Here is a 25,521-nt window from a genome sequence, read left to right as displayed (position 1 = left end):
GGAAGACCCTGCCGGGATCCGATGGTCCCGTCCCGTCAGGCGAGAAAGCGGACTGCCCGGTTCATCCTCCGGTCCGGCACGTCTGACGCATACCCGACGTCGGTCCGGTACGCATGCTGTGGTCCGGTGGAACGACCGGTTGCCGAGGGCCCGGCATCTCGCGAACTTCGACGCACCCGACGCCTTCACCGACGCCGTCCGCCGATTCGCCCGGCAGCTGCCCGAGCACCGCTGAGCAAGCACGTTCGCCCCCCGGCCCATCGGCCCCATACGGCATACTGCGGCGATGACCGGCATTTGGGGGCGCCCGGACACAGCCGTCGTCCGGTGGTTGGCGGCCGCCGTCCTCGCCCTGGGCGCCGCGCTCTCCGGTGCGGGGCAGGCCGGGGCAGCGGAGAGCGGCCCCCGGGACACCACTCAGAAGTACTTCTACGTGCCGCTGCACCTGACGAAGAAGACGGCACCCGACACGTGGCTTCCCCTGTCCTTCGCACACAAGGGGCCGTCACGGGACGCCGAACTCACCGTGGACGCGTCGGGGATCCGTCAGGTCGCGGCCCTCGCGCCGGGCAGCGAGCAGGTGATCGACCGCTGCAAGCCGAGGATGCCGTCCTTCACCTGTTCCGTACGGCTGAACTCCGAGACGGAGAGCCTGCTGAAGTTCCGCCCCGTGGACGGCGCCCGGGCCGGGGACTCCGGCGTCCTGCGCTACACCCTCACAGCCGACGGCCTGCCTGCCGCCCGGGGCAGCGTGAAGGTCATCGCCGGACGCCCCGAACTGCGGGTGAACAAGAGACCGCTCTCCGGCGATCTGGATGTCGGGCGGACAGCCGACGTGCCCATCCTCATCCGTAACACCGGTGACGTTTCCGCGCGCGGGATCGTCCTGCGCATCGACGACACCGAGGATCTGTCCACGACCGCCCGGCACAGCAACTGCCGGTATCCCGGGGACGGCGAGTCAGGCCTCGCCGTCCAGTGCCTGCTGCCCGACGCCGTCATCGCTCCCGGTGAGACATGGCGCGTGACCCCCGGGCTGCGGGTGAGGCCGAGCCGGCACGCGGCAGCCGAGTACCTGTCCTACGGCGCATGGCCCTACGACACCTCCGGACCAGGGTCGGGCGGCTCGTGCTGCGTTGACCATCGCGACCCCGGCCTCACCCCGGGCGAGGGCGTGCCCCTGTCCCTCGTCCGGGACTCGGCCGGAGGCGAGGGGACGACGTTCACGACGGACAGGGAGCCGACGAGGACGGACGTACCGGTGCGCAACACAGCCGACATCGAGGCGTTCGGCCCCTCGGTCCGCGGCGAGGTCGGCAGTGTCCACCGCATCCGCATCGGCTACCGCAACAACGGCCCCGCCGCGATGCAGGAGGTCCGGACCGTGTTCATCGTCCCTCCCGGCGCGAAGGTGACCAAGGCACCGTACGACGCCGAAGCCGAAGAGGAGATGCTCGACCAGGTCTGCGGGACGAAGGACGAGGGCCGCAGCTACACCTGCGTCAGCGGCGGCCGAATCGGCCAGGAGGTCTCCTACGACTTCACGTTGCGCATCACGGACGACGACTCCCGCTCCGGCTGTGTGACCGTTTCCGGCTGGACCGCCCCCGGCCCGAACGGCACCCGGGTCAAGGACACCCGGCGAAGCAACGACAGGGCCCCCGTCCAGGTGGCGAAGAACGGCAGCTTCTCCTGCGCCCTGCCCGACAGAGACGGCGTGAGCGGCTGGGCCGTCGGCGCCGGAATCGTGGCCGTCGCCGGAGCCGTACTGCTGGTCGTCGGTCACCGGCGCAGAAAGACGTGCACCTCCGGCCGACGGCCAACGCCTTGGTGGACGCGGTTCGAACGCGAACTGCCTCCCGCCGGTGGCTGAACAGCGGCCCCCAGTGCCCCGCCGACGGCGGCATGCAGGGCGCACCTCGGGCGTCCGTCCACCGAGCCCTCGGGCCGCGCGGTCTCCGCCGATCAGGCCCTCCTCATGGCGGGCTACGGCTCGGCCCGGACGTGGCGTGCGGTGAGTACGGGCTGGTAGAACCCGGTGGAGTCCGGGGTGTGCCAGGTGATGTCGGTGAAGCCGGCTTCGGCCACGAGTGCTGTCACCTGTCGGCGTGTCAGTGCCCAGTAGGTGGTCCGGCGGACACGGACCTCCCAGGTGTCGGCCGCGGGGTGGATCTGGAAGTGTTCCACGTCGTAGCGCTCGCCGTCGGTGTGCCAGTTCCACAGCTGAAAGGTGATCACCCGGCCCTCGGGGGTGTCCGAGACCTGGGGAGGCGCCGACACGGGTCTGGTCCGGCGGTCCTCGTCGTAGGCCCGGACAGTGAGTACCAGCAGTCCTTCGTCTCGGAGGACCCGTCGCATCTCCAGGAGAGCCGCCCTGACGTCCTGTGCGGACAGCAGGTGGGGGAGCGCGTTGTCCGCACAGACGACGACATCGAAGCCGGACGACGCGAACGGCAGCAAACGCATGTCGGCCGCAGCCACAGGAAGACTGATGCCCCGGTCCGCCGCCTCGGCCGAGGCGCGTCCGGCGGCGACGGGACTCAGATCACTGCCGACGACTTTGTGCCCGGCCAGGGCCAGCCCGATCGCCTGCGTGCCGATGCCGCAGGAGCAGTCCAGGACTCTGCGCGAACCGGGTCCCGGATGACGGCGGAACAGTTCGTCCAGTACCGCCGCCTGGCGCGCCATGCTCGCATCCCAGTCACGGAAGATCAGGTGGTAGTCGGGAGCCAGCCCGTCGTAGAAGTCCCTCACCGAGAATGCGGCCATGGACCTCACGGTAGTGCGCGAAGAGGGGGCCGTGCCGCTGTCGCCGCCTGTGGGACCGTCGCTGGGCACACCGCTGACGTCCAACCGCGCCACGGCCTGCTCGTCTCCGGACCGCAGCCGCTCACCGATCCCGACGCCGCGCCGCCCCACGGAAGCCGTCCACCATGGTGGTGCTCGCCGCATCCCTGACCCTGCGGTTTCCCGTAAACACGCTGTGTCCGGAGCACACCGGTTTCTCGTGGACGCGGTCAACCCCAGGCGGGCGGCGTCCAGTCGGCATGTTGCAGGACGGCCCGGACGGTCACGCCGGAGGGGGCCAGCCGGAGCGCGGTGTTGCGGGCGGCGACAGCCAGCGGGTGGGTGAGCTGCTGACCCATGCGGCCTGCCCGGCGTGCCGCGCGTGCGACGGACTGGCTGCGTGGGCGGCGCTCGGCGTCGTAACGGGCCAGCGCCGACTCGACGGTGGGTTCGGTGGCGAGCGCGGCGGTCAGAGTGGCCGCGTCCTCGAGAGCCTGGCAGGCGCCTTGGCCGAGATGGGGCGTCATGGCGTGTGCGGCGTCCCCGAGGAGGGCGACCCGGCCGGCGGTGTAGGCGGGCAGCGGGGTCGTCAGTTCATGGATGTCGTGGTGCAGCACGGCGTCGGGCCGAGTGGCTTCCAGCAGCGCCGGGATCGGGGCGTGCCAGTCGGCGAATCGGCTGCGTACGGCGGCGAGGGCATCCGCGTGCCGTACCCCGGGCGGTGAGTTCAGCACGGCGTGCCACTCGGCCCGGCCGTCGCGGAAGGCGATGTGGCCGAACTCGGCGCCCCGGCCCCACGTCAGCTCGAAGTCGGTACGCGACGCGACGGGCTGCTCGGTGATGGCACGCAGCACGGTTGACCCGCTGTACACGGGACCCGGGTGGCGGGGGAACAGCCGCCCCCGCAGTCGACTGTTGACTCCGTCGGCGGCCACGACCAGGTCGGCTTCCAGGTTGGCGTCCAGGCCGGAGCGCAGGGATCCGTCGTCTACAGACACCCGTACGCGGGTGGTGCCGGTGTGCTCCACGTCAGTGGCCTCCGCCCCGACGCGCAGACACTCGGACGGCAGAGCGGCGCGCAGAAGGCGGTGCAGTTCCGCGCGGGGGATGCCGACGATGGGCGTTCCCAGCGCCCGTGCGAGGGCGGCTCCGTCCATCCGGGCCAGCCAACTGCCGCTCGGGGTTCGGGTGCCGCCCGTGTACTGGGGCCGGGCGGCCGCACGAACCGCCTCACCGAGGCCGAGGGCGTCCAGAGCGTGGATGCCGTTGGCGTGCAGCGAGATGCCCGCCCCCACGTCCGAGAGCACCTCGGCGCGTTCGACGACCGTCACCTCCCATCCGATCAGGCGCAGGCCGATCGCCGCGGCCAGCCCACCGATGCCTCCTCCCACCACCACAGCACTCCCGCCCATGCCCGCCCCTCTCCGCCGCTTCTGACCGTCCACCGTTTCTACGGGTGTAGAAGCGGCAGAGTACTTCACGCCCTCTACAGGTGTAGAAATAGGGGGTGGTTACGGATCGACGCACTCTTCTCGCCGACGCGGCCATCGACGTCCTCGCCGAGAGCGGGATGCGCGGGCTGACCCACCGAGCGGTGGACCGGGCGGCGGATCTGCCGCCGGGTACGACCTCCGCCTACTACCGCACACGTCAGGCGCTGCTCACCGGGCTGGTCCGGCGCCTGGTCGCGCTCGACCAGGCCGAGCTCCAGGAGACGGGGGAGCGGACGCCGGTGCCGCGCGACGCCGAGGAACTCGTGGCCGGTATCGCCGCGTTCGTCGAGCGGCGGCTCGTGGGGGAGGGGCGGCGGCGTTCCCTCGCGCGCTACGCGTGTGCCATCGAGAGCGTTCACCATCCCGAACTGCGGGAGATTCTCGTGCCACGCGAGAACGCGGGGAGGGACGTGGTACGCGACTTCCTGGCCGCGCGGGGCGTCGCCCACGCCGAGGAGCGCACCGTCACGTTGCTGACCTGTGTGGACGGGTTGGTCTTCGACCGCCTGGTGAACGGGGGAAGGGTGTCCACCCAGGACCTGCGCGGGCTGGTGGCTGCCGCGCTGCGATGAAGCGGGACCTTGTCCGGCGATAGAGTCGCCGACCATGGCGGACGACTGGCGCGGGGACCGGATCGGCAGCGCGCTTCGCGGCGGGAACCCCACGGTGCTGCGGCGTTTGGACGCGGGATTCGCGGTGATCGGGGACGTCCAGTTCCTCCCGGGGTACTCGGTGCTCCTCGTGGATGATCCCGTGGTGCGGCGGCTGTCGGAGCTGCCGAGGAGCAGGCGGCTCGCCTTCCTGTCGGACATGGACCGTCTGGGCGAAGCCGTCGAACGTGCCTGCGGGCGGCTGGATCCGGCCTTCCGGCGGGTCAACCTGGAGATCCTGGGGAACACCGACCCGTTCCTGCACGCGCACGTGTGGCCGCGGTACGACTGGGAGCCGGCCGATCGTGTGGGCGGCCCTGTGTGGCTGTATCCACGTGAACGATGGGACGACGAGCGGTACGCACTCGGCCCGCGGCACGACGTCCTGCGCCAGGCGATCGGCGAGGAACTCGACCGGCTCGCAACCTGACGCGGCCCCGCAGCCCGCGCCGCCGTCCCCGCGACGGGACGGGGCAGGACGGCGCGGCGGGGCAGGATGGCGTGGCGGGGCACCGGGCGGGATGGCGCGACGGCGGCCTGGGGGCGGGGCCGAACCAGACCCGCGTCTTCTCGCGCGAACAGCCGCGACGGCCGATCACACCCCCGGTTCGAGGTGGCCTTCGACGATGGTCCGGGTGATCGGAGGGCGGTCCCAGAGGGTCAGGAGTTCGTTGGCCAGTGCCACGACCTGCAGGGGGTGCCGAGAGCCGTGCACTTCGATGGCGGCGGCCGACAGACCGCGGGGGACGGCTCCGGCATCGACCAGGACACGCCAGTCCTCCGGCCCCAGCTCCAGGAACTCAAGGACCGTCAGTTCGGCGATCTCCATTGGATCGGCGAGCGTGCCGGGATAGGCGGTGAGCGTCCGCAGACGGGGGAGTCCGGTGACGGGGGCGAGGCTGAAGGGAGCGCCCTCCCACACGCCGAGGGACAGGACCTCCAGTCCGGCGTGTGCGGCGGCCCGGACACTGTCCAGGCTTCGGATGTTGACCCTGGCCACCGCCGGCGGGCCGTCCCCGTGACGGCCGCGGCGCCCCGGACCGCGCCCTTCCAGCACCAACTGGCTGAGGGAGTCGGCGAGAAGACCGGCGCCGATGTTGTCCTCGTGGCTGAGCATGATGATCTGCCCTGTGTGGCCGCGCGGGCCCGGAGTCAGATCGACGGCGATCCGGTCACCGCCGCCGTTGTCGCCGAAGGCGATCCAGCCGGGTGAGCCGACCAGTCCCTGAACCGCCGCGTCGGGCGGGGTGACGACTGCCTCCCTCGCCCCGAACCGCCACGGGCACGGACGGGACGACGCGTCGGCGATGTACAGGTCGTCCAGGGGGAAGAGCTCGCAGCCGACCGCGGTGAAGACGCGCTCCGCCACCGCGTGGTCCTCACCCCAGTCCTCCCAACGCGCCCGTGTCACCCGGTAGAGCACCTTGAGCTCGTCGGGCAACGCGACGCCGAGCCGCGCTTCCGTGGCGGCGATCTCCGCCTCCGTGGCGCCCACGGCACCGGGGACCCGCTCGCGGAGCGTCCGCTCCAGCGACGCCAGATCCACCGACGGGGCCGGAACCGCCCCGGGCACCGGATCGGGAAGGCGACGCCACGGCTCGGGAACGGAGTCCTCGACGAGGATGAGCGACCCCGGATGCGGGCCGCCGATGCCCGGCTCCACCGCCGGGCCGGGACTGATCAGATGAAGCACGCTCCGCCCGGTCGGCGATATCTCCGCCGTGAACGAGATGGTGTCCGCGCCGATGTCCGCGAGCGCGCCCTGCACCCGCTGCACCGCGTCGAACTCGTCCTGTACGTCCTCGACCTGAGCGGCCTGCCCGGGCCGCGGAATCCGTCGCTGCAGGGGCAGACTCCACCCGTAGTGGCTGATCTGTCCCGCCACGTGACCGCCGGGGACGGCAAGGTTCCCCGCGTTGCCGGTCCGCAGGAGCCTCAGTAGCGGCTCCCACGTCGCGAACTCATGGAGCGACGGCAACGGTGACCTCCGGTCGTTGCGGTGAAGGTGGCGAAGCCGATTATCACGGACGGCCGGACGAACGTACGCGCAGGCGATTGTCAGTGCCTCCTCCTATGGTTCTGGCAATGGGACCGGGCGGAAAAGCCGTAGGTCCACCCTGGGGAGGGGTCTGTCATGTCTGCGGGGTCCACGGTGTCGACGACGTATCTGGAGCTGTCACAGGACGGGGGTGGCGCGCACAAGTTCTACGAAGTGCGCGTCGACGGTGTGGTGGTGACGGTGCGCTACGGGCGGATCGGCGCGACCGGGCAGGTGCAGACGACGACGTTCCCCACGGCGGAGAAGGCCCATGCGGCCGCTGCGAAGAAGGTGGGGGAGAAGGTCCGCAAAGGGTACGCGCCGGCTGTCCCCGGGCAGCGCGCCCCGCGGGCGGTGACCCGCCGTCAGGTGGCGTCGGTTCCGTCCACCGCACGCGCCGTGGCGCCCGTCCTGTGGCGGTTCCGCACGGGCTCCTCGGCGTTCGGCATCCACGTCGACGACGACCACTGCTGGGTCGGCAACCAGTCGGGAGACGTCTACACCCTGGACCACGACGGTGGCGTCCGCGCCCGCTTCAGCCTGCCGGACGGTGTGAAGTGCCTGGTCGCCGACGACTTCTGGATCTACGCGGGCTGCGACGACGGCAAGGTCTACGACCTGTCCTCCAAGTTGCCGTTCGCGGCCTACGACATCGCGGCGGACGTCGACATCTTCTGGCTCGACATCCACGAGGGCATCCTGAACGTCTCGGACCGCGACGGCCGGCTCACCGTCATCGACCACGAGGACGAGCATCAGTGGGCCCGCCGAAGCCAGGGCGAGCACGCCTGGATGGTCCGCGCCGACGACCGGGCCGTGTACCACGGCCACCACCGGGGCGTCACCGCCTACGCGCCCGACGGCGGCGGCGAGTTGTGGCACACGCCCACCCGGGGCGGTGTCCTGTTCGGCTGGCAGGAGGACGCCGCCGTGTACGCGGCGACCGCGCACCGTCTGGTCCAGCGGTTGTCGAAGACGACCGGCAGGGTCGAAGCGACCTACACCTGCGACAGCGCGGTGTACTCGTGCGCGACCTCACCCAGCGGGCGGTTCGTCTTCGCCGGTGACGCGGCGTCGTCCGTCTACTGCTTCGACCGCGACGGCACCCGCCTGTGGAAGCTCGGCACGGGCGACGGCTCGGCACTGTCGATGCAGTACCACGACGAGCGGCTGTACCTGGTGACCACGGACGGCTCACTGGTGTGTGTGGACGCGAGCGAGGCGGCCATCTCCGCCGCGCAGCAGGGCACGGTGCCGGTGGCGCGGGACGTCAAGCTCGCCGCGGCCCTGCCGACCTACGCGCCGGCCACGGGCGTGGCCGCGGTGGCGAGCGTCGACCGGGCTCCCGCCGGGGCGATCGTCGTCGAGTGCGTCCAGGAGAGCGGCCGTCTGCGCGTGCACGTGGTGTCCGAGGGCTACGACTCGTCGATGAACGTCCAGTTCCCGCGCGCGATACGGGAGCCCGGCACGCGCTACGTCGTGGACGCCCTGCACACCGCTGCCGGCGGCTTCTACCGGGTCCGCGGTGACATCCGCCGTCTGACGTGACGGAGCACGCTGCCGTGACCCTCTATGAGCATGGAGACCCGGCGACCCGCACCTGCCTGTCGGCGTTGTCGGAGAGGAAGGACGCCAGCTCCCGCCCTTGCTCGGCGACATCGGTGCGCTCGGCTCGGGACAGGCCGCGCAGCGGCGTGACGGACACGGTGTCGGCCTCGACGCTCCAGGTCGCGGCGACCCGGCCGTCGACGAGGACGACGCGCGCTCCGGCGACCGAGAGACCACGGTGGGTGTCCTCGATGATCCGGCTTCGGTCGTGGTAGCCGAGGAGCGCGTTGTCGAACGCCGGCAGGAACCGCACCGGGGCGGGTGTGTCAGGATCGGGGCGCGGCGCGTCGGGCAGGTCGAGCAGTTCACGGCCCCGCTCGTCTCGAAAGGCGACCAGTTCCTCGCGTATCGCGGCGACCGCGGCCGGCAGTCCGGCGAGGCCGCACCAGGCCCGCAGGTCGGCCGAGGCGGCGGGGCCGAACGCGGCAAGATAGCGCCGTACCAGAGCCTCGCCCACGGGGTCGGAGCCGTTCGGGGACGGCGGGTCGATCTCGCGCCCCAGCCAGGACGAGAGCAGGACGTTGCGCACGCCGGCCTTCGTCCGCCACAGCCCGCGTGGCGGCAGCTGCGCCATCGGTATGAGGGCGGCGATCAGCATCTCTCCGAGCGCCCGTGGAGCGCGCGTCGGCCAGCGCTCGGCGAGCGCCCGCGTGAGCTCGGCCATCGAGCGGGGCTCGCCGTCGGCCATCACCGCCCTGCCCGCTGCCGCGAGTTCGTCGAGGTCCACCCCGTCGAGCTCGCGGCGGTACGTCCCGAGCACGCGCTGGCGCAACATGGCCTCGTGACGGGTCCGCCAGGCGACGGCGTCGTCGGCGGTGACGAGGTGAACGGTGCGGCGCATGAGATGGGTACGCACGACCTTCCGCCCGGTCAGCAGGTCCGAGAGCACTGCCGGGTCGAACGCGCGCAGTCGCGACCAGAGCCCCACGAACGGTTCCTGCGGTTCCTGCGCCTGCAGACCGCCAAGGTGCCCGACAGCGACGAGGACCGGTACATCGGCGCGATCGAGCAGCAACTGCCGGGCCAGCGTCGCGCGGTTGAGCGCCCGGTTGTCCATGACGGCCATCAGGAACACACCTCGAAGGACTTCATCACGTGGTCCAGCGTCCACTGGATGATCCGGACGCCTCCGTCCTGGTCGGTGCAGCCGCCGGTCCGCCCCGGCGCGTTCATCTTCACGGCGATGCCGTTCCCTTCGATTCCATACAGGCACTTGAGGTCAGGACCGGAGCGGGCACTGAAGCCGGGACCGGGCGGTCGGCGGGCAGCCGCCTCCTGGCCCCGGTTCACCGCGTCCGGCGCACAGTGCCAGGTCGCGGCGATGGCCCGGTCCGGCCGGGCTCCGTCACCGGTCAGGTCGACTTCTGCCCGTCGAGCGTCTCGCGCAGGATGTCCGCGTGCCCGGCATGCTGGGCGGTCTCGGCGATGAGGTGCATCAGCACCCGGCGCACGCTGCGCACCGCTCCCGGCTCGTTCCAGGGCGCCTGCGGCAACGGGTGCGTGGCCGACAGGTCGGGCACGGAGGCGATGACGTCCTCGCTACGGGCGGCGACCTGCTCATAGTGTTTGAGGATTCCGGCCAGCGTCTCGCCGGGCAGCATCGAAAACTCGTTCTGGTGGTCGATCGCCCACTGCGGGACCTCATGTGCGGTACCGGCCGCGAGGTCGGCCCAGGTGACGCCGTCGGGCAGGTCGTAGCGCATCGCGGACGGCCCCTCGACCACAAAGCGCATCCACGCCTCCTCGATCGACGCCACGTGCTTGATCAGCCCGCCGAGGCACAACGCGCTGACCGTGGGGCGCTCGCCGGCCTGCTGGTCGCCGAGCCCGTGCGTGGTGGTGGTCAGGGCGGATCGCGCGGTCGCCAGTGCGGCGAGCAGGTCGGCCCGCTCATCGTCGGGAGTGGAGCGGGGCGCGGTCGTGACGGTCACGGTGATGGGATCCTTCTGGTCGTTCTCGTTGTCTGACACGAGAGAACCGTCGCAGGGGAAGCGGTCAGGATGTGGCCGCTTCTCCGGGCACCATGGGCGTCATGCCGAAGACATCAGCGCGACTGCTGTCCCTGCTCTCCCTGCTCCAGGCACGCCGGGACTGGCCGGGGGCGCTGCTGGCCGAGCGGCTGGACGTCAGCCCGCGCACCGTGCGCCGTGACGTCGACCGCCTGCGCGAACTCGGCTATCCCATCGTGGCCTTCAAGGGGCCCGACGGCGGGTACCGGCTTGACGCAGGCTCGGAGCTGCCACCGCTGCTGTTCGACGACGAGCAGGCCGTCGCTCTGGCCGTCGCGCTCCAGATCGCCACGACCACCGGCGCCGGCATCGAGGAAGCGGCGGCGCGCGCGTTGACCACTGTCCGACAGGTCATGCCCGCACGGCTGCGCCGCCGGATCGACACCCTCAAGTTCACCGCAGTCGAGCCACCGGAGGCGCGGCAGGCCCCACAGGTCGACAGCGGCGTGCTCATCACCCTCAGCGCCGCCGTCCACGCCCGCGAAGTGCTGCGCTTCGACTACACCCCCGTACATCCACCGGGAGGTGACGCCGCCGCGACTCCACCGCGTCGGGTGCAGCCCCATCACCTCATCACCTGGGGCGGGCGCTGGTATCTCGTCGCCTTCGACCTCGACCGGGAGGACTGGCGCACCTTCCGTGCCGATCGGATCACGCCGCGCATCCCCGCCGGCCCTCGCTTCACCCCACGCGAACTGCCGGGAGGTGAGGTGGCCGCCTTCGTGGCCGGGAGGTTCCTCGGCTCCGACGGCTGGGGCGACTGGCCCTGCCGCGGCGAGGTGATCCTCGACCTGCCCGCCGCGGAGGTGTCCCGCTATTCCCGCGACGCGGTCGTCGAGGAACTCGGGCCGAACCGCTGCCGACTCGTGCTGGGCTCGTGGTCGTGGCCCGCCCTGGCCGCCGCCGTCGGCAGGTTCGACGCAGACATGGAGGTCGTCGGCCCGGTCGAACTCCAGGACGCCTTCGCACTCCTGGCCCGCCGTTACGCCAACGCCGCGGCCGACGCACGGGCCATGCGGCCCCCGGTCGAATGAGTCCGGCGCACGCCGGTGCCTCAGCGGAACTGCCCGTCGTCCAAGGAGCCGTGGGTGACTGGTCCGGCCACGGCGGCGACAGAAGGCACGGGACCCTGCTCAGCCGCGACGACGGGTCGAGTCGAGGTGGGCGAACACCACCACGTTCTCCTCGTATTCGCGGGTGCTCTTGTTGTAGGCGCCGCCGCAGGTGATCAGGCGAAGCTCGGGCGAGGGTGTGTCGGCGTAGACCCGGTCGTTCGGGAAGTCCTCTTTGCTGAAGGCTTTGACCGAGTCGACCTTGAAGCTCGCGACCGTGTTGTCCGCGCGGGCGATGCGCACCATGTTTCCGGGCCGGAGTGATTCCAGCCGTGCGAACACGGCCGGGCCCGTCGTGGTGTCGACATGACCCACCACGATCGATGCGCCTCGCTCGCCGGGCGACGCCCCATCCCGATACCAGCCGACGAGATTGGTGTCGTCGGCCGGTGGCGGGTTGAGCTGGCCGGACGTGCCGATGGTCAGCTGGGTGAACGGCGCGTTCACGGCGATGGCCGGGATCGAGAGGCGCTCCGGCACAGAGCGGGGCAGCGCCGACTCGGAAGCGGACGGAGCCGCCGTGGGTGTTGCCGGGGCGATCGCCGCCGGCCGGGTCTGCGGCTTGAGATCCGCTCGGCTGTCCATCGAGTTGTGGATGAGCAGGGCACCCAGCGCCGCCGCTACCGCGGGCCACCGAAGAGCGCGGAGGAGGGAGTGGGACACGGGCTTGGGCTGCGACTGGTGCGGCTGGGGTGGCTGCGGGGCTGCTGCCATGGGGCGGTGCCCTTTCATGAGCGTTACGGCATGAGGCGTGGGGCGTGGTGAAACGCCGCGGCCGCGGCCGTCGCCCCCTCTGCAGGTGACGACGGCCGCGACAGCGCAGCACTTGCGAGAGGGACCTGATCAGCTCGCGGCGTCGGCCGCGTTGCGACGCCGGAGCATGTACGCACCGGCTCCGAGGCCACCGAGCAGCAGCACGGAGCCTGCGGCCATGCTGCTTCCGGACGTGGCCAGGCCGCCGCCACCGGCGTGGATGCCGCCCTTCGGCTTGTCCTTCCCGAAGTGGTCCCAGTCGTCCTTCTTGCCGTGGTCGCCCTTGAACTCTTCCTTGCCGTGCTCGTCCCCGAACCGGCCGTGCTCGTCCTCGCCGTGGTCGCCGTCCGTGACGCTCATGGTCAGGCCGCCGCTGCCGGCGTGGACGCCGCCCCGCGGCCGCTCCTTGCCGAAGTGCTCCTTGCCGAAGTCGTCCTTCTTCTCGTGGTCTTCCTTGCCGTGCTCTTCCTTGCCGTGGTCTTCCTTGCCTTCGTCTCCCTTACCGTGCTCTTCCTTGCCGTGGTCGTCGTTCATGAACTTGTCGTGGTCGTCGCTGCCGTAGGAAGTGCCGTCGGTCGACGCCCAGGGCTCGTCCGCCGTCATGGCGTTGGTAGCGGGAGCGGAGATCGCGACGGCAGCGGCTATCGCGGCGGAGACGAACACTGTCCGGGCAATGCGCATGGGAGTACCCCTTTCGTCGCGACTGCGCAGCCGACACGGCGTCGACTCGGATGGGATCGCAGTAGCGACGTGATTACCCTCAGCTGGATTTCGTCCCCTCACCACCGGAGAAATCAGCATTCGAGTTACTTTGTGAGCTCTTCGGGTGATTGAGCGGGAAACGTGACCCGACTGGCGGCGCCAGGCTCCGCGGTTCCGGCACCACGATGAGGTAAGGCGACGCGTGCCGTGACGGATCAGCCGAGTGTCAGCAGCTCCTCGTAGAAACCGCCGAACTCTCGCTCCCGGTCGACGAGATGGACCTCAAGGATCCAGTGGCAGCGGCGCCCCGCCTTGTCGGTGCGTCGCAGCGGGGTGTCGTTGGCGGGGGTGATGTACGACTCCGTGTCGGCGCCGTCGATCCACTCGTGCGGGAACTCGCCCACCAGGTGCCCGGCGTGCCAGCCGCCCAGCTCCCACCCGGCCTCGCCGGTCAACCGCTCGATCTCGCTGTACAACAGCTTCCCGGTGACGGCCGGGTCGCTTTCAAAGAAGCGTCTGCCGGCGGCGAAGATCCTGGGCAGGTCGTCCCGCAGCCGATGCTTGACGGTGTCGTCGCCGAGGACGAAGGTCCGCCCGAAGTCGGCCTCGTACTCCTCGAAGATCGGCCCGAAGTCCGCGAACACGATGTCGTCCGCGTCGATCACACGGTCCGGCGGGTTCTCGCGGTACGGCAGCAGCGTGTTCGGCCCCGACCGTACGATCCTCTTGTGCCAGTGCCGGGTCGTACCGAACATCTCGTTCGCCAGGTCCCGTATCCGGTCGCTGACCGCCCGCTCCCTCTCGCCCGGCGCGACGAGTCCGCGGTCCACGATCTCCGCGAAGAGCTGTTCCGCCTTCGCCTGAGCGTCCAACAGCTTCGCGGCGCGCGTGAGTTCGTCGTCGGCCATGGGCCCGAAGGTAGGCCGCCGCATCGTCTCCCGGCAACAGGGATACCGCGACGTCGCGTGACGGTGGCTGTCAGCCGGTCACGATGTGGAGGATCGCCGTACCGTCCTCGCCGGTCACCGCCTGGATGACCACGGCGCCGGGCTGAGGGCTGGGCCGCGTGGCGTTCCCGAGGTCTCCGCAGGAGTTGCCGCCACCGTTGTCGCGGAGGACCGTGACGCACCCTTGTCCCGGTCCGGTCACCCCGCCCTTGGACTGGCTCTTTCCCGACTTCACCGTGTACTCGACCCTGTTCGCACCGACCTCGGTCACGGACAGGGTCGCCGGACCGGCCGGCCCCGGAAAACGGAACGTCACCGGCTCGGACACCGCGACCTCGCAGTTGCCGTCCGCGCAGGCGCCGACGTCACGCCCGTCCGCCGCCGCGAATGATGGTTGCCCGGACGAGGGCTGCCCGGAAGAGGATTTCGAGGTCTGCGGACCGGGTGACGAGGCCTCGTCGCTCTCGCCCGGGCTGCCGCAGCCGGCCACCGGCAGGGCGAACAGCGCGGCGACCACGATGCCCGTTCCCCACTGGCACGAACGTGCTCCTCGCCGCCTCCGCGCTGATGTCGTCGTAGCCATGGTGCTTCCCTGAGTCCCGGCGTGCCTCGGTTCGGTGTCCGGCAGCCAGTCTTCCCTCTGGTCACCGTCAGCAGGTGCTACTCCGCCGGGTACAACACAGGCCGGCACCCAGGAGGGTGAGTCGGCGGCGGCACCGTTGACGATGCGCGGGAGACACGCCGCGATGGGCCCGGTAGGCGTCGGGCGAACAGCGGCGGGCGGTACGGGGTGCGAGTCGGGTCCCGCGCCCCGTACCGCCGCCGTCAGGCTGGACTCAGCAGCGCTTGCTGGAGTGGCCCGTAGCGGGTGCGGGATCGCCCGCGGCCCGTACTGAACCCGTCCCGGCGGTGCATTCGCTGACCGTGCTGGTGCCGTTGGACCAGAACTCCTGGGCGGTGGTGTTGGTCCAGGAGCGCTTGCCCAGGACCTCGTCCTGCGAGTAGCTGTAGACGGCGGAGGTCACGTCGTAGTCACCGGCGACGTCGCGGAAGCTCTGCCAGACCCAGACGTAGCCGTAGTTCTGGGCGCAGGACGGCGAGTAGAACTGCTTGACGGAGGCGATGGTCTTGCCACTGCGGGTGATGTACCCCGTGGTGCCGATCTGGTAGGCGTCCGAGCACACCCCGGCGGCCTGCGCCCTCAGGCTCGCCGGGTTCCCGGCCGGGGACGGCGCGGTGGACGTGGCGGACGCGGTGGTGCGTGCGCCCGGTGCGGGCGCCGGACCGGTCCCGGCGGAGGCGATCCCCGCCGGGACGAGGGCGAAGGCGCAGGTCAACGCTGCGGCGGCGGTCTTCAGGTAACGCATGCGATGAAATCCCCCTAGCTGTGGTCACAACCGTCATCCGAAGCGGGGGAACACCCAAAGACGTCATGCGTGGTCGGCGCGGGTCCCCGTCGTACGAAGCGGCGACTTCCAAAGAGCCCGGAACGCTTCGGACATCCAGTGAGACCCGTGGGCCTTCCGAAAGGTTGTACATGACACGAGGCCGGCTCGGACATCCGGCGCCGGCCGTGGCGGTGCCGTAGGCGTGATCCCCGCCCGATCACTTCACGAAGCGGTACTTCAGGTGGGTGGCGAGGGGCGTGTCGACCACCCTGACCGGCTCGACGTTCCGCCGCCCGGCGCCCAGTCCCTCGAAGAGCCGCAGTCCGTCGCCGAGGAGCGCGGGCACCACGTGCAGCTGCAACTCGTCGATGAGCCCCTCCCCGAGGTACTGCTGCACCGTGCTCGCCCCGCCCGCGATGTCGACGTTCCTGTCTCCGGCGGCGGCCTTCGCCCGGGCGAGGGCGCTGTGGATGCCGTCGGTGACGAAGGTGAAGGTGGTGCCGCCCTCCTTGACCAGGGTCGGCCGGGGGCGGTGGGTGAGGACGAAGACCGGGGTCCGGAACGGGGGGTTGTCGCCCCAGAACTCCTCGCCCGTGTCGTACATCATCCGGCCCATGACCACCGCTCCGGTGGCATCGAACCACTCGCGCATCAACTCGGAGTCACGGTTCTCCTCTCCGCCGGTCATGCCCTGGCGCTGCCGCCAGCTCGCCAGGTTGTGGATCCACTCGAAGAGCGGTTCGGCGCCGTCGCCCCCCGGGTTGTCGAGGGCGACGTCGGTGCCGGCGATGTAGCCGTCGAGAGAGATGGCCAAGTCCGCGGTTACGGTCACGATGGGGTGCTCCTGAGATCCTGGGTCGAGCTTCCTTTACTCTCACGTCGATCAGGAACCGGCGTATTCGACATCCCGGCGACACGCGATCGTCCCCGCCGCGCCCGGCCCTACCCGCGCGTGGTGAAGCGGGCCCGCCAGAGGTCGCGGAGCAGCGCGATCTCGGCCATGTGGTGGATGAATTCGAGGTTGGCGCCCCACAGCACGGCGATGAACGGATCATCGGGGTCGGAGCCGTACGGATACTGGGACAGGCCGACCGTGTCGAGCTGCTCGTCGGTCAAGGCGCCGACGCTGTCGCGCCAGCGGTCCATCACCGACCAGAACCGCTCGACCGTCACGGCGGCGGAAGGGGAGAAGTCGACCATCTGCTTCGGGTCCTGACGGCGTTCACCGAAGGTCCACTCCCACTGGCCCGCGAACTCGTGGTGCAGGTGCCCCAGCCGCCACGCGATCGTGGTGATCGGCGTTTCGTCGAGCTCCGCCGGTCCGGTGTGGTTGAGGACCTGCTCGACCCGCTCGACGCTCACGCTCCAGTCGTCGGCGATCTTGGCAACGGACATCCCGCCGGCGGCCTGCCGGGCAACCTCGTCGTACTCGTTCGCCGGGATGTCCGGGGCGCCTTGGTCGAGCACCCATTCGCCCGGCCCGAACGCCCTGGGCGTCGTCGCCTCGCCCCGGCGCCGGAGCGACCAGCAACCGGGTACCGGCTCCCAGAGGTACTCCTCGTCGGTGAGTCCCGTCAGGCGTACCTGGGCCATCTCCCTGGCGCGGTCGAACTGGTCGAGCAGTAAGCCGAAACGGTCGGTCCTTACGCCTTCGGTCTCCATGTCTGACTTCCCTCTCCGGTCATGTACCTGGCTGGGCCCAGGCGGAGGCTAACGGCTCGCCCTCACGGAACGCGACAGATTTCGGCGGCCGTCGCCACGGGCTTCGGCCCCCTCCGGATCCTTCGATGTCGTGAGTCCTGCCCCCGGAAAACGCAGTGCGTACGCGATCTCGGCCGTGCCAGGATGGCGTCGGAAAGCGAGGTCTCGTGGACGAGTTGAGGCGATTCCGCCTGGCACTGGTCGCGTGGGCGGCCGGCGGAACGGGGGCGGCCGCGGCCGCCGAGGCGGCGCGGGAGCTGACCGGCGGCGGTATACGGACGATCGTGCTCGTCGAGGGGAACAGTGATCAGATCGCGCTCGAAGCGCTGGCCACACGCTACGGTCGCGACCTCGGCGCGGAGGGCGTCGCGGTGGTACCGCTCGGAGGCGCGACGAACATCGGGCGTTTCCTGGACGTGTGCGGACCGCCGGGGCTCGGCCTCCCGCTGGCCGGTCTCTGCGACATCGGCGAGGAGCGGCATTTCCGGCGTCATCTGGAGCGGGTGGGGCTCGGGTCCGGTCTCACCCACGCCGGGCTGGAGACACTCGGGTTCCACGTGTGCGTCGCCGACCTGGAGGACGAGCTGATCCGCGCTCTCGGGGCCGAGGGTGTGCAGGACGTGATCGAGGCACAGGGCGAGCGGCGCCCCTTCCACACCTTCCGGAGCCAGTCGGCACAGCGGGAACGGCCCGTGGAACATCAGCTGCGGCGCTTCATGGGCACCCACAGCGGTCGCAAGGCGCTCTACGCGCAGGCACTCGTCGCGCACCTGGACCTCGAGCGCGTCCCCCGGCCGTTGGACCGCCTCCTCACGCACGTCTGACACGGCCGACGCCCTTGCGACGTAGACGTCACAGGCCGAAGGCGCCGCCCTCGATGAGGATGAGCAGCCCGAGGGCGATCAGGATCAGGGGGAGGAGGACGTGCCCCCACCGGCTGAGTGCCTCGGCGATGACGGGGCGGGTGGCGAAGAAGCGGCCCGCGAAACACCACACGGCCACCAAGGCGAGGAAGACGCCGGCGTACACGCTCATCCCGCCGACACCGGCGGTGGCGAACACGGGAACGTAGACCCCGATGTTGTCGCCGCCGTTGGCGAAGGTGACCGCCGCGACCTCCAACGCCTTCGGCCCGCCCGCGGTCGTCTCGCGTTCGCCGTCCTCGTCGCCACGGTGCCTCCACCCCTGCCAGGCCGCCTTCAGGCCCAGCGCGAGAGGCAGCAGGCCGAGGTAGGGAATGGCCGACTCGGGCAGGAAGGTCGCGCCGAACGCGGCGGCGACGGCGACGGCGAGGATGGCGGCGAAACCGAGGTACTGGCCGAGGACGATCCGGCGGGCTGAGCCGCGGTGTCCGGCGCCCTGTGCGAAGAACAACGACAGGATCAGGATGTCGTCGATGTTGGTGACGGCGAACAGCCCCGCTGCCTGGCCGACGATGCCCAGGTTCACGGACGGACGCCCCTCGTGCTCGGTTGCCCGCCGACAGTACCCGCTCTGGATGCCCCGGAGATGTCACAAGGCGGGGCGCTCTCTCGTCGTACGAGGTGCAGGTAGTACTCGGACAAGGAGTGGATGATGAACCTCGCGCTGTGGATCGCTGCGGGACTGCTGGCCGCTGTAGCCCTGACCGGCGGCATCAGCAAGACATTCGTGCCCAAGGAGAAGCTGGCCGCGGCCCACGGCGGGGGATGGACCGAGGACGCCGGCACCGGCTTCGTCAAGACCCTCGGCGTTCTCGAGCTCCTCGCCGCGGTGGGCCTGATCCTGCCCGCCGTGGTCGATGTCGCACCGGTTCTCGCGCCGGTGACCGCCGTCTGCTGGCTGCTGCTGATGGTCGGTGCGATGATCACCCACGGTCGCCGCGGCGAATCCGGGTTTGTGATGCTGAACCTGATCTATTTCCTGCTCGCGGCGTTCGTCGCGTGGGGCCGCTTCGGCCCCGAGTCCTTCATCGGGTAGCCGGCTGCAACTCACGACAGTGTCGCCTGACCCCACAGTTCCCGCAGGGCGGCGTTGACGGCGGCGGGCTGCTGGGTGTGCGGGTAGTAGCCTGCCACGCGGTGCAGTCGGGCACCGACGGCATCTGCCACGGCCTCGGCACAGGCCATCAGTGGTTCACCCACGTGCGCGCGGTACGGCTCCGGCGCGCCCTGCCAGGTCCCGCAGATCACCAGCGTCGGCCATGGGGCGGCCCGCAACGGCTCCAGCGGCACCGTCGCCTCCCATACAGGGCGTTCGCGCATCGAGGTGGTCACGGCGCCAAGGCGCTGTGGGGTGGGCTCGGGCATGTCCATCCCGATGCCCTCCGTGGAGGCACGCAGGTACTGCTCCGGAGTGACCGACTCCGGCACGCCGGCACCGCTACGCACTCGGTGCAGCAGGCCCTCGACCACCGGGTGACCCGCGGCGGCGGAGAACGCGGAAGGCTGGATCAGCGCGAGGGAGCGGACGAGGTCGGGGCGGCGCCCGGCGGCCAGCATGGCCGCCAAGCCGCCGTTGCCATGGCCGACGAGGTGCGCACCGCCGTCCTGTCGCGCCAGCAGCTCGACCAGGTCGTCGGCGTCGGTGTCGAAGTCGCTGCGGTCGGTGCCGGGGCTATGGCCGTAGCCCCGGCGGTCCACCAGCAGCAGCCGGTAGCGGTCGGCCAGCGACCGCTGGGCGGCGAACCCGTAGGTCTCGTCGCTGCCCCACGTGAAGATGTTGTGCACGAAGACCGCGGGAACTCCGTCGCCGCCGGTCTCGTCCCACACCGTTACATGAAGGGCGGTCATCAGCGGCGCCCGCCGAACTCCCAGTCATGGATCTCGATGTCGTCGTACCAGCCCGGGGTCAGGACGGAACGTGCGGCGTCCGGGTCCACGGCACGGACCAGCGCCGCCGTACCCAGCCAGGCGGTGCCGTCGTCCGACAACAGGGGCCCGTACGCGATCAACTCCTCCCGGCGGGGCGGTACGTCGTCGTCAGCGGACCGCCCTGAGCCGAGGCCGAGCACCAGGTACCGATTGCCACCGGTCCGGCCACCGGGGAAATCCCACATGGTGCGCCCCAGCACGTTGCGCCACCGGCGCAACAGCACGTCCCGGTAGGCGCCGGCCTGGTAGTTGGGCTCGTCGAAGGCGAACGCGCGGGCCGCAGCGGGGTCCGGCAGGTCGACGATGTGCACGCTGCCGGTGGGTGTTTCGCCGTCGTCGGCGAAGGTGGGACCGCGAGCGATCAGCTCCTTCGCGTACCCGTCCATGTAGGACCAGTGCTCTTCCCCCAACTCGTCGCGCAAGGTGAGCGAGCCGGGCCGATCGCGGTGGTAGCAGAAGAACTCCATGCCCACAGACCCTTCCCGACCCACGGCACCATCTCAACAGACTTTCGCGACGATGGCCGGACGCTGCGAACACGGCGGCGATCCGCCACATCTGTCTCTCAAGAACACGCCGCGGCCGTACGGCCCGCTGAACGGGCGGAGCCGCGGGGAGGGTTGCGGCTCCGCCCACAGTTCACTCCGGGTGTGCGGCCGGACCGCCGCCGATCCCCGACACGCTGCACCGCGGGACCTTCGTCACGAGTCGGGAGGAGATGGCCCGGATCGTGCCGTCCTGCCGGGACTCCGCCACGACGAGCAGCGTCTCGCCGTCGTGGATCAGGGCGGGGTGGACGGAGGCCTTGTAGCTGATCTCAGGGTCGAACGACATCGGGTAGCGGCCCTGGGCGCCGGGCGCGAGGGGCGGCTCGCCCGTGAAGCAGTTGTCGTCCCCTTCGAGGACCGCCGCCCGTACGCCCATGCTGTTCAGCCGCTTCTGAAGGCCGGGCGCGCCCTCGGCCCGGTTCAGCTCCAGGACCAGCGAGCCGTCGTCCTGCCGGGTGACCGCGTACGCGGGCGAACCGCCGGTACCGCTCACCGTCGGCACGACCACCGCGGCCGCGGCGGCGGCCGTCACCACCGCGCCGAGGGCGATGCGGGTACGAAGCCCACGGGCCGGGGCCCGGGTGGCCGGAACGGGGGCCGGTTCCGTCGCCATGGCCGTCAGCTCCGACGCCAGACGCTGCTTGAATCCGGTGGGCATGCTCATGAGACGACCTCCAGGAATTGTTCGGTGGGTTCGGTGTTTCCGGTCGCGTGCTCGGGTTCGTCCCGCAGGGCGCGTCGCGCGCGGAGCAGTCGGGAGCGCACCGTGGCCTGGTTGAGCCCCAGGACCTGGGCGGCTTCGCGAGGGGTGAGGCCGTCCACGGTCACCAGGTCGAGGACTTCGCGCAGTGGCTCGCTGAGCGCGCTGTGTCGTTCGGCCAGTGCCCGGGCCGCGCGTTCCGCGTCGATCCGCTCCTCCATCGCGGCGATGTCCTCCTCGTCGAGCAGGCGGCGGCCGTTGAGCCGGGCCGTCGCGTGCTGCTCGCGGGCGTTGCCCCGGTAGTGGGAGGACAGAACGTTGCGGGCGATGCCGTACAGCCAGGCATACGGCGTCCCGCGCTTGGGGTCGTACTGGCCAGCGGTCTCCAGCGCGGCGACGAATATGTCCGCGGTGAGGTCGCCGGCCACCTGCGGGCAGTACGTGCGCCGGGTCACGAAACCGAGGACGGCGTCGAAGTTCTCCTCGTAGAAGGCCGCGAACCCGGCCGCGTCCGGCCTCGGCGGCGCGGCCCGGCTCGCACGTCGTCCGGGCATCGCGGCCCGTTCGGGTGTTAAGGGCACCTGCTCCTCCAAGATGTTCGGTGATCCCTTCACCCGCTACTTGGTCGGGCGGGTGCCAACCGTTGCATCGCTGCCCCGCGGCCGTCCTCAGCGCCGGCACCTGCCAACCAGTCCGCTCACGGGCATCGGAACAGGGCCCCCGGGACGTTGGCTCGGGCTCAAACGCGCCGTGCGGATCCAGCCACCGCTGCCACCACTCGGCCACCGTCCTGACGTGGTGCTTTACAGTGGCTGCCGTCAGTTCCGGTGACAGGACGTGTGAGGTAATCGCGAACATGCCGACTGAGACGTTTGAGTTTCAGGTGGAAGCCCGTCAGCTGCTGCAGCTGATGATCCACTCGGTCTACTCGAACAAGGACGTCTTCCTGCGGGAGCTCGTCTCCAACGCCTCCGACGCGTTGGACAAGCTGCGCCTGGAGAAGCTGCGGGACGACGCGCTCGACGCCGACGTGTCCGATCTGCACATCGAGATCGACGTCGACAAGAACGCCCGCACCCTCACCGTGCGGGACAACGGCATCGGGATGTCGTACGACGAGGTCGGGCAGCTCATCGGCACGATCGCCAACTCGGGCACCGCGCAGTTCCTCCAGGAGCTGCGGGAGGCCAAGGACACGGCCGGGGCGGAGGGGCTCATCGGCCAGTTCGGCGTCGGCTTCTACTCCGGCTTCATGGCGGCTGACGAGGTCACCCTGGTGACCCGGCGCGCCGGCGAGAGCCAGGGCACCCGCTGGACATCGCGCGGTGAGGGCACGTACACGCTGGAGACGGCCGACGACGCACCGCAGGGCACCTCGGTCACGCTCCACCTCAAGCCGGCCGACCCGGAGAACCAGCTCCACGACTACACCTCGCCGTGGACGATCCGGGAGATCATCAAGCGGTACTCGGACTTCATCACCTGGCCCATCCGGATGATGCCCGAGGGCCCCGCCACAGCCGACGAGAGCGACGAGGCGCCCGAACTCGAGACGCTCAACTCCATGAAGGCGCTGTGGGCGCGGCCGCGCGGGGAGGTGTCCGACGACGAGTACCACGAGCTGTACAAGCACATCGGCCACGACTGGCGCGATCCGCTGGAGACGATCCGGCTCCAGGCGGAGGGGACCTTCGAGTACCAGGCCCTGCTGTTCCTCCCCGCTCACGCTCCTCACGACCTGTTCACGCGGGACTTCAAGCGCGGCGTGCAGCTGTACGTCAGGCGTGTGTTCATCATGGACGACTGCGAGGCGCTGCTGCCGCCGTACCTCCGCTTCGTCAAGGGTGTCGTCGACGCGGCGGACCTCTCGCTGAACGTGTCCCGCGAGATCCTCCAGCAGGACCGCCACATCGAGATGATGCGGCGACGGCTGACGAAGAAGGTCCTGTCCACGGTCAAGGAGATGATGACCAAGGACCAGGACGGATACGCCACGTTCTGGCGGGAGTTCGGCACGGTCCTGAAGGAGGGACTGGTCACCGACTCGGAGAACCGGGACGCCATCCTCGCCGTCGCGTCGTTCGCGAGCACGCACCACGACACCGAGCCCACCACGCTGAGGCAGTACGTGGAGCGGATGAAGGACGGGCGGAACGACATCTACTACCTGACGGGCGAGTCCCGGCAGAGCATCGAGAACTCCCCGCACATGGAGGCGTTCCGGGACCGGGGCATCGAGGTGCTGCTGCTCACCGACCCCGTCGACGAGGTGTGGGCCGACGCCGTCGGCGAGTACGAGGGCAAGGAACTGAGGTCCGTCGCCAAGGGGCAGATCGACCTCGACGCCAAGGACGAGGACACCTCCGACGGTGAGCGCGAGAAGCAGACCGAGGAGTACGCCGGGCTGCTCGGCTGGATGAAGGAGCAGCTGGAGGAGGACATCAAGGAGGTCCGGCTGTCCTCCCGGCTCACCGTCTCTCCCGCCTGCGTCGTCTCCGACGCGCACGACCTTCCCCCGGCCCTGGAGAACATGTACCGCGCGATGGGCCAGGAGGTGCCCCGCGCCAAGCGGATCCTCGAACTCAACCCGGACCATCAGCTGGTCAAGGGCCTCAACCAGGCGTACAAGGAGCGCGAGGACCACACGGGTCTCGCCGAGACCGCCGAACTCCTGCACGGCCTGGCGGTGCTCGCCGAGGGCGGCCAGCCGAAGGAACCGTCCAGGTTCGTCAAGCTGATGACGGACCGTCTGGCACGCGCGCTGTAACTCAGGTCGGCCGGGCCGGCGGCTTGCCCGGAGGAGACGGGCAGACCGCCGCCGGTCGGCCCTGCCAGGCGACGCTGGTTGTCCAGCCACCCCGAAGGCGGCCCGATACCACGGTGCGCTCAGGACTCGATGCCGGCTGCTCAAGGACCGCCCGGATACATGACGAGTCACGTCCTGTATCGCTTACGTCACTCAGCGCATGTCTGCCGCCCTGCCGCTTCGGTCACCAGCGGCAGGGAGCGGGCCGTTGCGGAGCCGGGTCAGGCCACCGTGCGGTCCGCGCAGTCCATGACGACCGCTCGGAGTTCGCTGGTCCGTTCGAAGACCTCCCGCTGGCGCCGCGCCCCGCTCCCGCGCCGCAGCAGCTCCGCGAGGCGCTCCTCCGCGGATTCCAGGTCTCCCGCCTCGGCCAGTGCCTCCCGCACATGGTCGAGCAGTGCCCGCATCACGGTCTCCGCGGGCGCCGGGGTCCAGATCAGAGGTTGGACGAGGTCGGCGTCGAGGCCGGAGCGGCCGGCCCGCCAGGCGGCGAGCCGCAGCAGGCCGATCCCGGCGGGTTCGGGGGGCTGCCCGGTGCGCCACTCACGGGCGGCGGTCTCCACCAGGGCGCGTACCAGCATGGCGAGCAGGAGGGTGTCCTCCGCCTCCATGCACACGTCCGCGACGCGCACCTCGACGGTCGGGTAGTGGCGGGAGAGCCGCGCGTCGAAATAGATCATGCCCTCGTCGAGCAGCGCACCCGTGTCGAGCATGGCGCGCACCTGCCGGCGGTACCGTTCCACGGAGCCGAAGATCTCCACCGGGCCAGCAGAGGGCCAGCGGCCCCAGACCCGGCTGCGGTAGCTGCTGTACCCAGTGTCGCGAGCATGCCAGAACGGTGAGTTGCTGCTCAGCGCCAGGAGGGGAGCGAGCCAGGGCCGTATACGGTCGAGTACTCCGACGCCTTCTTCGTCGGACTCGACACTCACATGGATGTGGCAGCCGCAGGTGAGCTGTTCCTGCGCGGTCAGCGCGAATTCCTCCCGCATCCAGCGGTAACGCTCACTGGAAGTGAGCGAGGGATGCACGGGCAGCGGGGATGTGGCGAGGGCAACCGGGACGGCGCCGACCTGAGCCGCACGTCGGACAGCCTCGGCGCGCCATCGCTTGATCTCCTTGGACAGCTCGCTCATCGCGGACTTGGGCCGGGTCGCGACCTCCAGTTGCTCGAGTTGGAGTTCCTGTTCCAGCCCGTCGTCGGGCGCGAGGGCGAGCACGGCCCCGGAGACCGCTTGAGGCTCTCCTCTGCCCGGGTCCACGAGAATGAGCTCCTCCTCGACTCCGACAGTTCGCATGCGAGCCCTTCCTCGATGACGGATCCTCGACGACGGAACGGCGCGGGGCCCGGGGGGCGGGCCCCCGCCGGGGGGTCGTGTCCAGTAGGCCACAAGGCGGATAGCAATTATTTCAGGGCGCCCGACACGGGC

General features: G+C 70.5%; 26 protein-coding genes and 1 pseudogene. 9 read left to right on the top strand and 18 right to left on the bottom strand.

Features of this window, described 5'->3' with window-relative positions; translation table 11 throughout:
• Positions 1-133 precede the first annotated feature (133 nt).
• Positions 134-235 (top strand): annotated as a pseudogene (locus tag AB0959_RS25095) (alpha/beta hydrolase); the annotation flags it as partial.
• A 51-nt stretch (positions 236-286) separates the two neighbouring features.
• Complete coding sequence (locus AB0959_RS25090) at positions 287-1,873, top strand: hypothetical protein (RefSeq protein ID WP_366828778.1); 1,587 nt, start codon at positions 287-289, stop codon at positions 1,871-1,873.
• Between the two features lie 113 nt (positions 1,874-1,986).
• Here the strand turns inward: AB0959_RS25090 and AB0959_RS25085 are convergent, their stop codons facing one another.
• Together AB0959_RS25085 and AB0959_RS25080 are read right to left on the bottom strand one after the other, a co-directional pair.
• On the bottom strand, positions 1,987-2,769 hold the full coding sequence (locus AB0959_RS25085) for a class I SAM-dependent methyltransferase (protein WP_366828777.1): 783 nt from the start codon (positions 2,767-2,769) through the stop codon (positions 1,987-1,989).
• 248 nt (positions 2,770-3,017) lie between these two features.
• Entirely contained in the window at positions 3,018-4,199 is a 1,182-nt protein-coding gene (locus AB0959_RS25080; RefSeq protein WP_366828776.1) for an FAD-dependent monooxygenase, read from the bottom strand.
• Positions 4,200-4,294: 95 nt separating this feature from the next.
• Between AB0959_RS25080 and AB0959_RS25075 the strand changes: the two genes are divergently transcribed.
• Both AB0959_RS25075 and AB0959_RS25070 read left to right on the top strand, forming a co-directional pair.
• On the top strand, positions 4,295-4,852 hold the full coding sequence (locus AB0959_RS25075; RefSeq protein ID WP_366828775.1) for a TetR family transcriptional regulator C-terminal domain-containing protein: 558 nt from the start codon (positions 4,295-4,297) through the stop codon (positions 4,850-4,852).
• Positions 4,853-4,886: 34 nt separating this feature from the next.
• Positions 4,887-5,360, top strand: a complete 474-nt coding sequence (locus AB0959_RS25070; RefSeq protein ID WP_366828773.1) for a diadenosine tetraphosphate hydrolase — start codon at positions 4,887-4,889, stop codon at positions 5,358-5,360.
• Positions 5,361-5,525: 165 nt separating this feature from the next.
• Here AB0959_RS25070 and AB0959_RS25065 read toward each other — a convergent pair whose 3' ends face one another.
• The gene (locus AB0959_RS25065) at positions 5,526-6,908 is read right to left on the bottom strand and encodes an SMI1/KNR4 family protein (RefSeq protein ID WP_366828772.1); all 1,383 of its coding nucleotides are present in this window, start codon (positions 6,906-6,908) and stop codon (positions 5,526-5,528) included.
• Between the two features lie 156 nt (positions 6,909-7,064).
• On the opposite strand from AB0959_RS25065, the gene AB0959_RS25060 reads away from it, so the two are divergent.
• Positions 7,065-8,516, top strand: coding sequence for a WGR domain-containing protein (locus AB0959_RS25060; protein WP_366828771.1), 1,452 nt, complete (start codon positions 7,065-7,067; stop codon positions 8,514-8,516).
• Between the two features lie 22 nt (positions 8,517-8,538).
• Here the strand turns inward: AB0959_RS25060 and AB0959_RS25055 are convergent, their stop codons facing one another.
• Positions 8,539-9,642, bottom strand: a complete 1,104-nt coding sequence (locus AB0959_RS25055) for a winged helix DNA-binding domain-containing protein (protein WP_366828770.1) — start codon at positions 9,640-9,642, stop codon at positions 8,539-8,541.
• 286 nt (positions 9,643-9,928) lie between these two features.
• Positions 9,929-10,507, bottom strand: a complete 579-nt coding sequence (locus tag AB0959_RS25050) for a DinB family protein (RefSeq protein ID WP_366828901.1) — start codon at positions 10,505-10,507, stop codon at positions 9,929-9,931.
• Between the two features lie 101 nt (positions 10,508-10,608).
• Here AB0959_RS25050 and AB0959_RS25045 point away from each other — a divergent pair, with 101 nt between their 5' ends.
• A complete protein-coding gene (locus AB0959_RS25045; RefSeq protein ID WP_366828769.1) occupies positions 10,609-11,619 on the top strand; it encodes a WYL domain-containing protein in 1,011 nt (336 codons plus the stop codon).
• 99 nt (positions 11,620-11,718) lie between these two features.
• On the opposite strand, the gene AB0959_RS25040 is transcribed toward AB0959_RS25045, so the two are convergent.
• The 7 genes from AB0959_RS25040 to AB0959_RS25010 all read right to left on the bottom strand — a co-directional run bounded on the left by AB0959_RS25040 (position 11,719) and on the right by AB0959_RS25010 (position 17,149).
• The gene (locus AB0959_RS25040) at positions 11,719-12,411 is read right to left on the bottom strand and encodes a class F sortase (RefSeq protein WP_366828768.1); all 693 of its coding nucleotides are present in this window, start codon (positions 12,409-12,411) and stop codon (positions 11,719-11,721) included.
• 129 nt (positions 12,412-12,540) lie between these two features.
• Entirely contained in the window at positions 12,541-13,131 is a 591-nt protein-coding gene (locus AB0959_RS25035; protein ID WP_366828767.1) for a hypothetical protein, read from the bottom strand.
• Between the two features lie 236 nt (positions 13,132-13,367).
• Positions 13,368-14,060: a M24 family metallopeptidase gene (locus AB0959_RS25030; protein WP_366828766.1), complete on the bottom strand. Its 693-nt coding sequence runs from the start codon at positions 14,058-14,060 to the stop codon at positions 13,368-13,370.
• Positions 14,061-14,130: 70 nt separating this feature from the next.
• On the bottom strand, positions 14,131-14,616 hold the full coding sequence (locus AB0959_RS25025; protein ID WP_366828765.1) for a hypothetical protein: 486 nt from the start codon (positions 14,614-14,616) through the stop codon (positions 14,131-14,133).
• 319 nt (positions 14,617-14,935) lie between these two features.
• Positions 14,936-15,466, bottom strand: a complete 531-nt coding sequence (locus AB0959_RS25020) for a hypothetical protein (RefSeq protein ID WP_366828764.1) — start codon at positions 15,464-15,466, stop codon at positions 14,936-14,938.
• Positions 15,467-15,704: 238 nt separating this feature from the next.
• The gene (locus AB0959_RS25015) at positions 15,705-16,319 is read right to left on the bottom strand and encodes a dihydrofolate reductase family protein (protein WP_366828763.1); all 615 of its coding nucleotides are present in this window, start codon (positions 16,317-16,319) and stop codon (positions 15,705-15,707) included.
• A 110-nt stretch (positions 16,320-16,429) separates the two neighbouring features.
• On the bottom strand, positions 16,430-17,149 hold the full coding sequence (locus AB0959_RS25010; protein WP_366828762.1) for a DinB family protein: 720 nt from the start codon (positions 17,147-17,149) through the stop codon (positions 16,430-16,432).
• Between the two features lie 206 nt (positions 17,150-17,355).
• On the opposite strand from AB0959_RS25010, the gene AB0959_RS25005 reads away from it, so the two are divergent.
• Positions 17,356-18,012 carry an ATP-dependent endonuclease gene (locus tag AB0959_RS25005; protein ID WP_366828760.1) on the top strand — a complete coding sequence of 219 codons (657 nt, stop codon included), beginning with the start codon at positions 17,356-17,358 and terminating at the stop codon, positions 18,010-18,012.
• A gap of 28 nt (positions 18,013-18,040) precedes the next feature.
• Here AB0959_RS25005 and AB0959_RS25000 read toward each other — a convergent pair whose 3' ends face one another.
• Complete coding sequence (locus AB0959_RS25000; protein WP_366828759.1) at positions 18,041-18,637, bottom strand: cadmium resistance transporter; 597 nt, start codon at positions 18,635-18,637, stop codon at positions 18,041-18,043.
• A gap of 126 nt (positions 18,638-18,763) precedes the next feature.
• Here AB0959_RS25000 and AB0959_RS24995 point away from each other — a divergent pair, with 126 nt between their 5' ends.
• Complete coding sequence (locus tag AB0959_RS24995; RefSeq protein WP_366828900.1) at positions 18,764-19,147, top strand: DoxX family protein; 384 nt, start codon at positions 18,764-18,766, stop codon at positions 19,145-19,147.
• An 11-nt stretch (positions 19,148-19,158) separates the two neighbouring features.
• On the opposite strand, the gene AB0959_RS24990 is transcribed toward AB0959_RS24995, so the two are convergent.
• The 4 genes from AB0959_RS24990 to AB0959_RS24975 all read right to left on the bottom strand — a co-directional run bounded on the left by AB0959_RS24990 (position 19,159) and on the right by AB0959_RS24975 (position 21,842).
• Positions 19,159-19,959: an alpha/beta hydrolase gene (locus AB0959_RS24990; RefSeq protein WP_366828758.1), complete on the bottom strand. Its 801-nt coding sequence runs from the start codon at positions 19,957-19,959 to the stop codon at positions 19,159-19,161.
• The gene (locus AB0959_RS24985) at positions 19,959-20,507 is read right to left on the bottom strand and encodes a YciI family protein (protein ID WP_366828757.1); all 549 of its coding nucleotides are present in this window, start codon (positions 20,505-20,507) and stop codon (positions 19,959-19,961) included. Before AB0959_RS24985 ends, AB0959_RS24990 begins: the two co-directional genes overlap by 1 nt.
• A 172-nt stretch (positions 20,508-20,679) precedes the next feature.
• Positions 20,680-21,252 carry a hypothetical protein gene (locus tag AB0959_RS24980; protein ID WP_366828756.1) on the bottom strand — a complete coding sequence of 191 codons (573 nt, stop codon included), beginning with the start codon at positions 21,250-21,252 and terminating at the stop codon, positions 20,680-20,682.
• Entirely contained in the window at positions 21,249-21,842 is a 594-nt protein-coding gene (locus AB0959_RS24975) for an RNA polymerase sigma factor (RefSeq protein WP_366828755.1), read from the bottom strand. Before AB0959_RS24975 ends, AB0959_RS24980 begins: the two co-directional genes overlap by 4 nt.
• A gap of 302 nt (positions 21,843-22,144) precedes the next feature.
• Between AB0959_RS24975 and htpG the strand changes: the two genes are divergently transcribed.
• Complete coding sequence (gene htpG, locus AB0959_RS24970; protein WP_366828754.1) at positions 22,145-24,055, top strand: molecular chaperone HtpG; 1,911 nt, start codon at positions 22,145-22,147, stop codon at positions 24,053-24,055.
• A 260-nt stretch (positions 24,056-24,315) separates the two neighbouring features.
• Here htpG and AB0959_RS24965 read toward each other — a convergent pair whose 3' ends face one another.
• A complete protein-coding gene (locus AB0959_RS24965; protein WP_366828753.1) occupies positions 24,316-25,389 on the bottom strand; it encodes a glutamate--cysteine ligase in 1,074 nt (357 codons plus the stop codon).
• Positions 25,390-25,521: the final 132 nt, after the last annotated feature.

The organism is Streptomyces sp. NPDC046862, from assembly GCF_040704615.1.
Lineage (GTDB): Bacteria > Actinomycetota > Actinomycetes > Streptomycetales > Streptomycetaceae > Streptomyces.
Note: the sequence above shows the minus strand (reverse complement) of the source record. Positions and strands in the feature narration are given on the sequence as shown.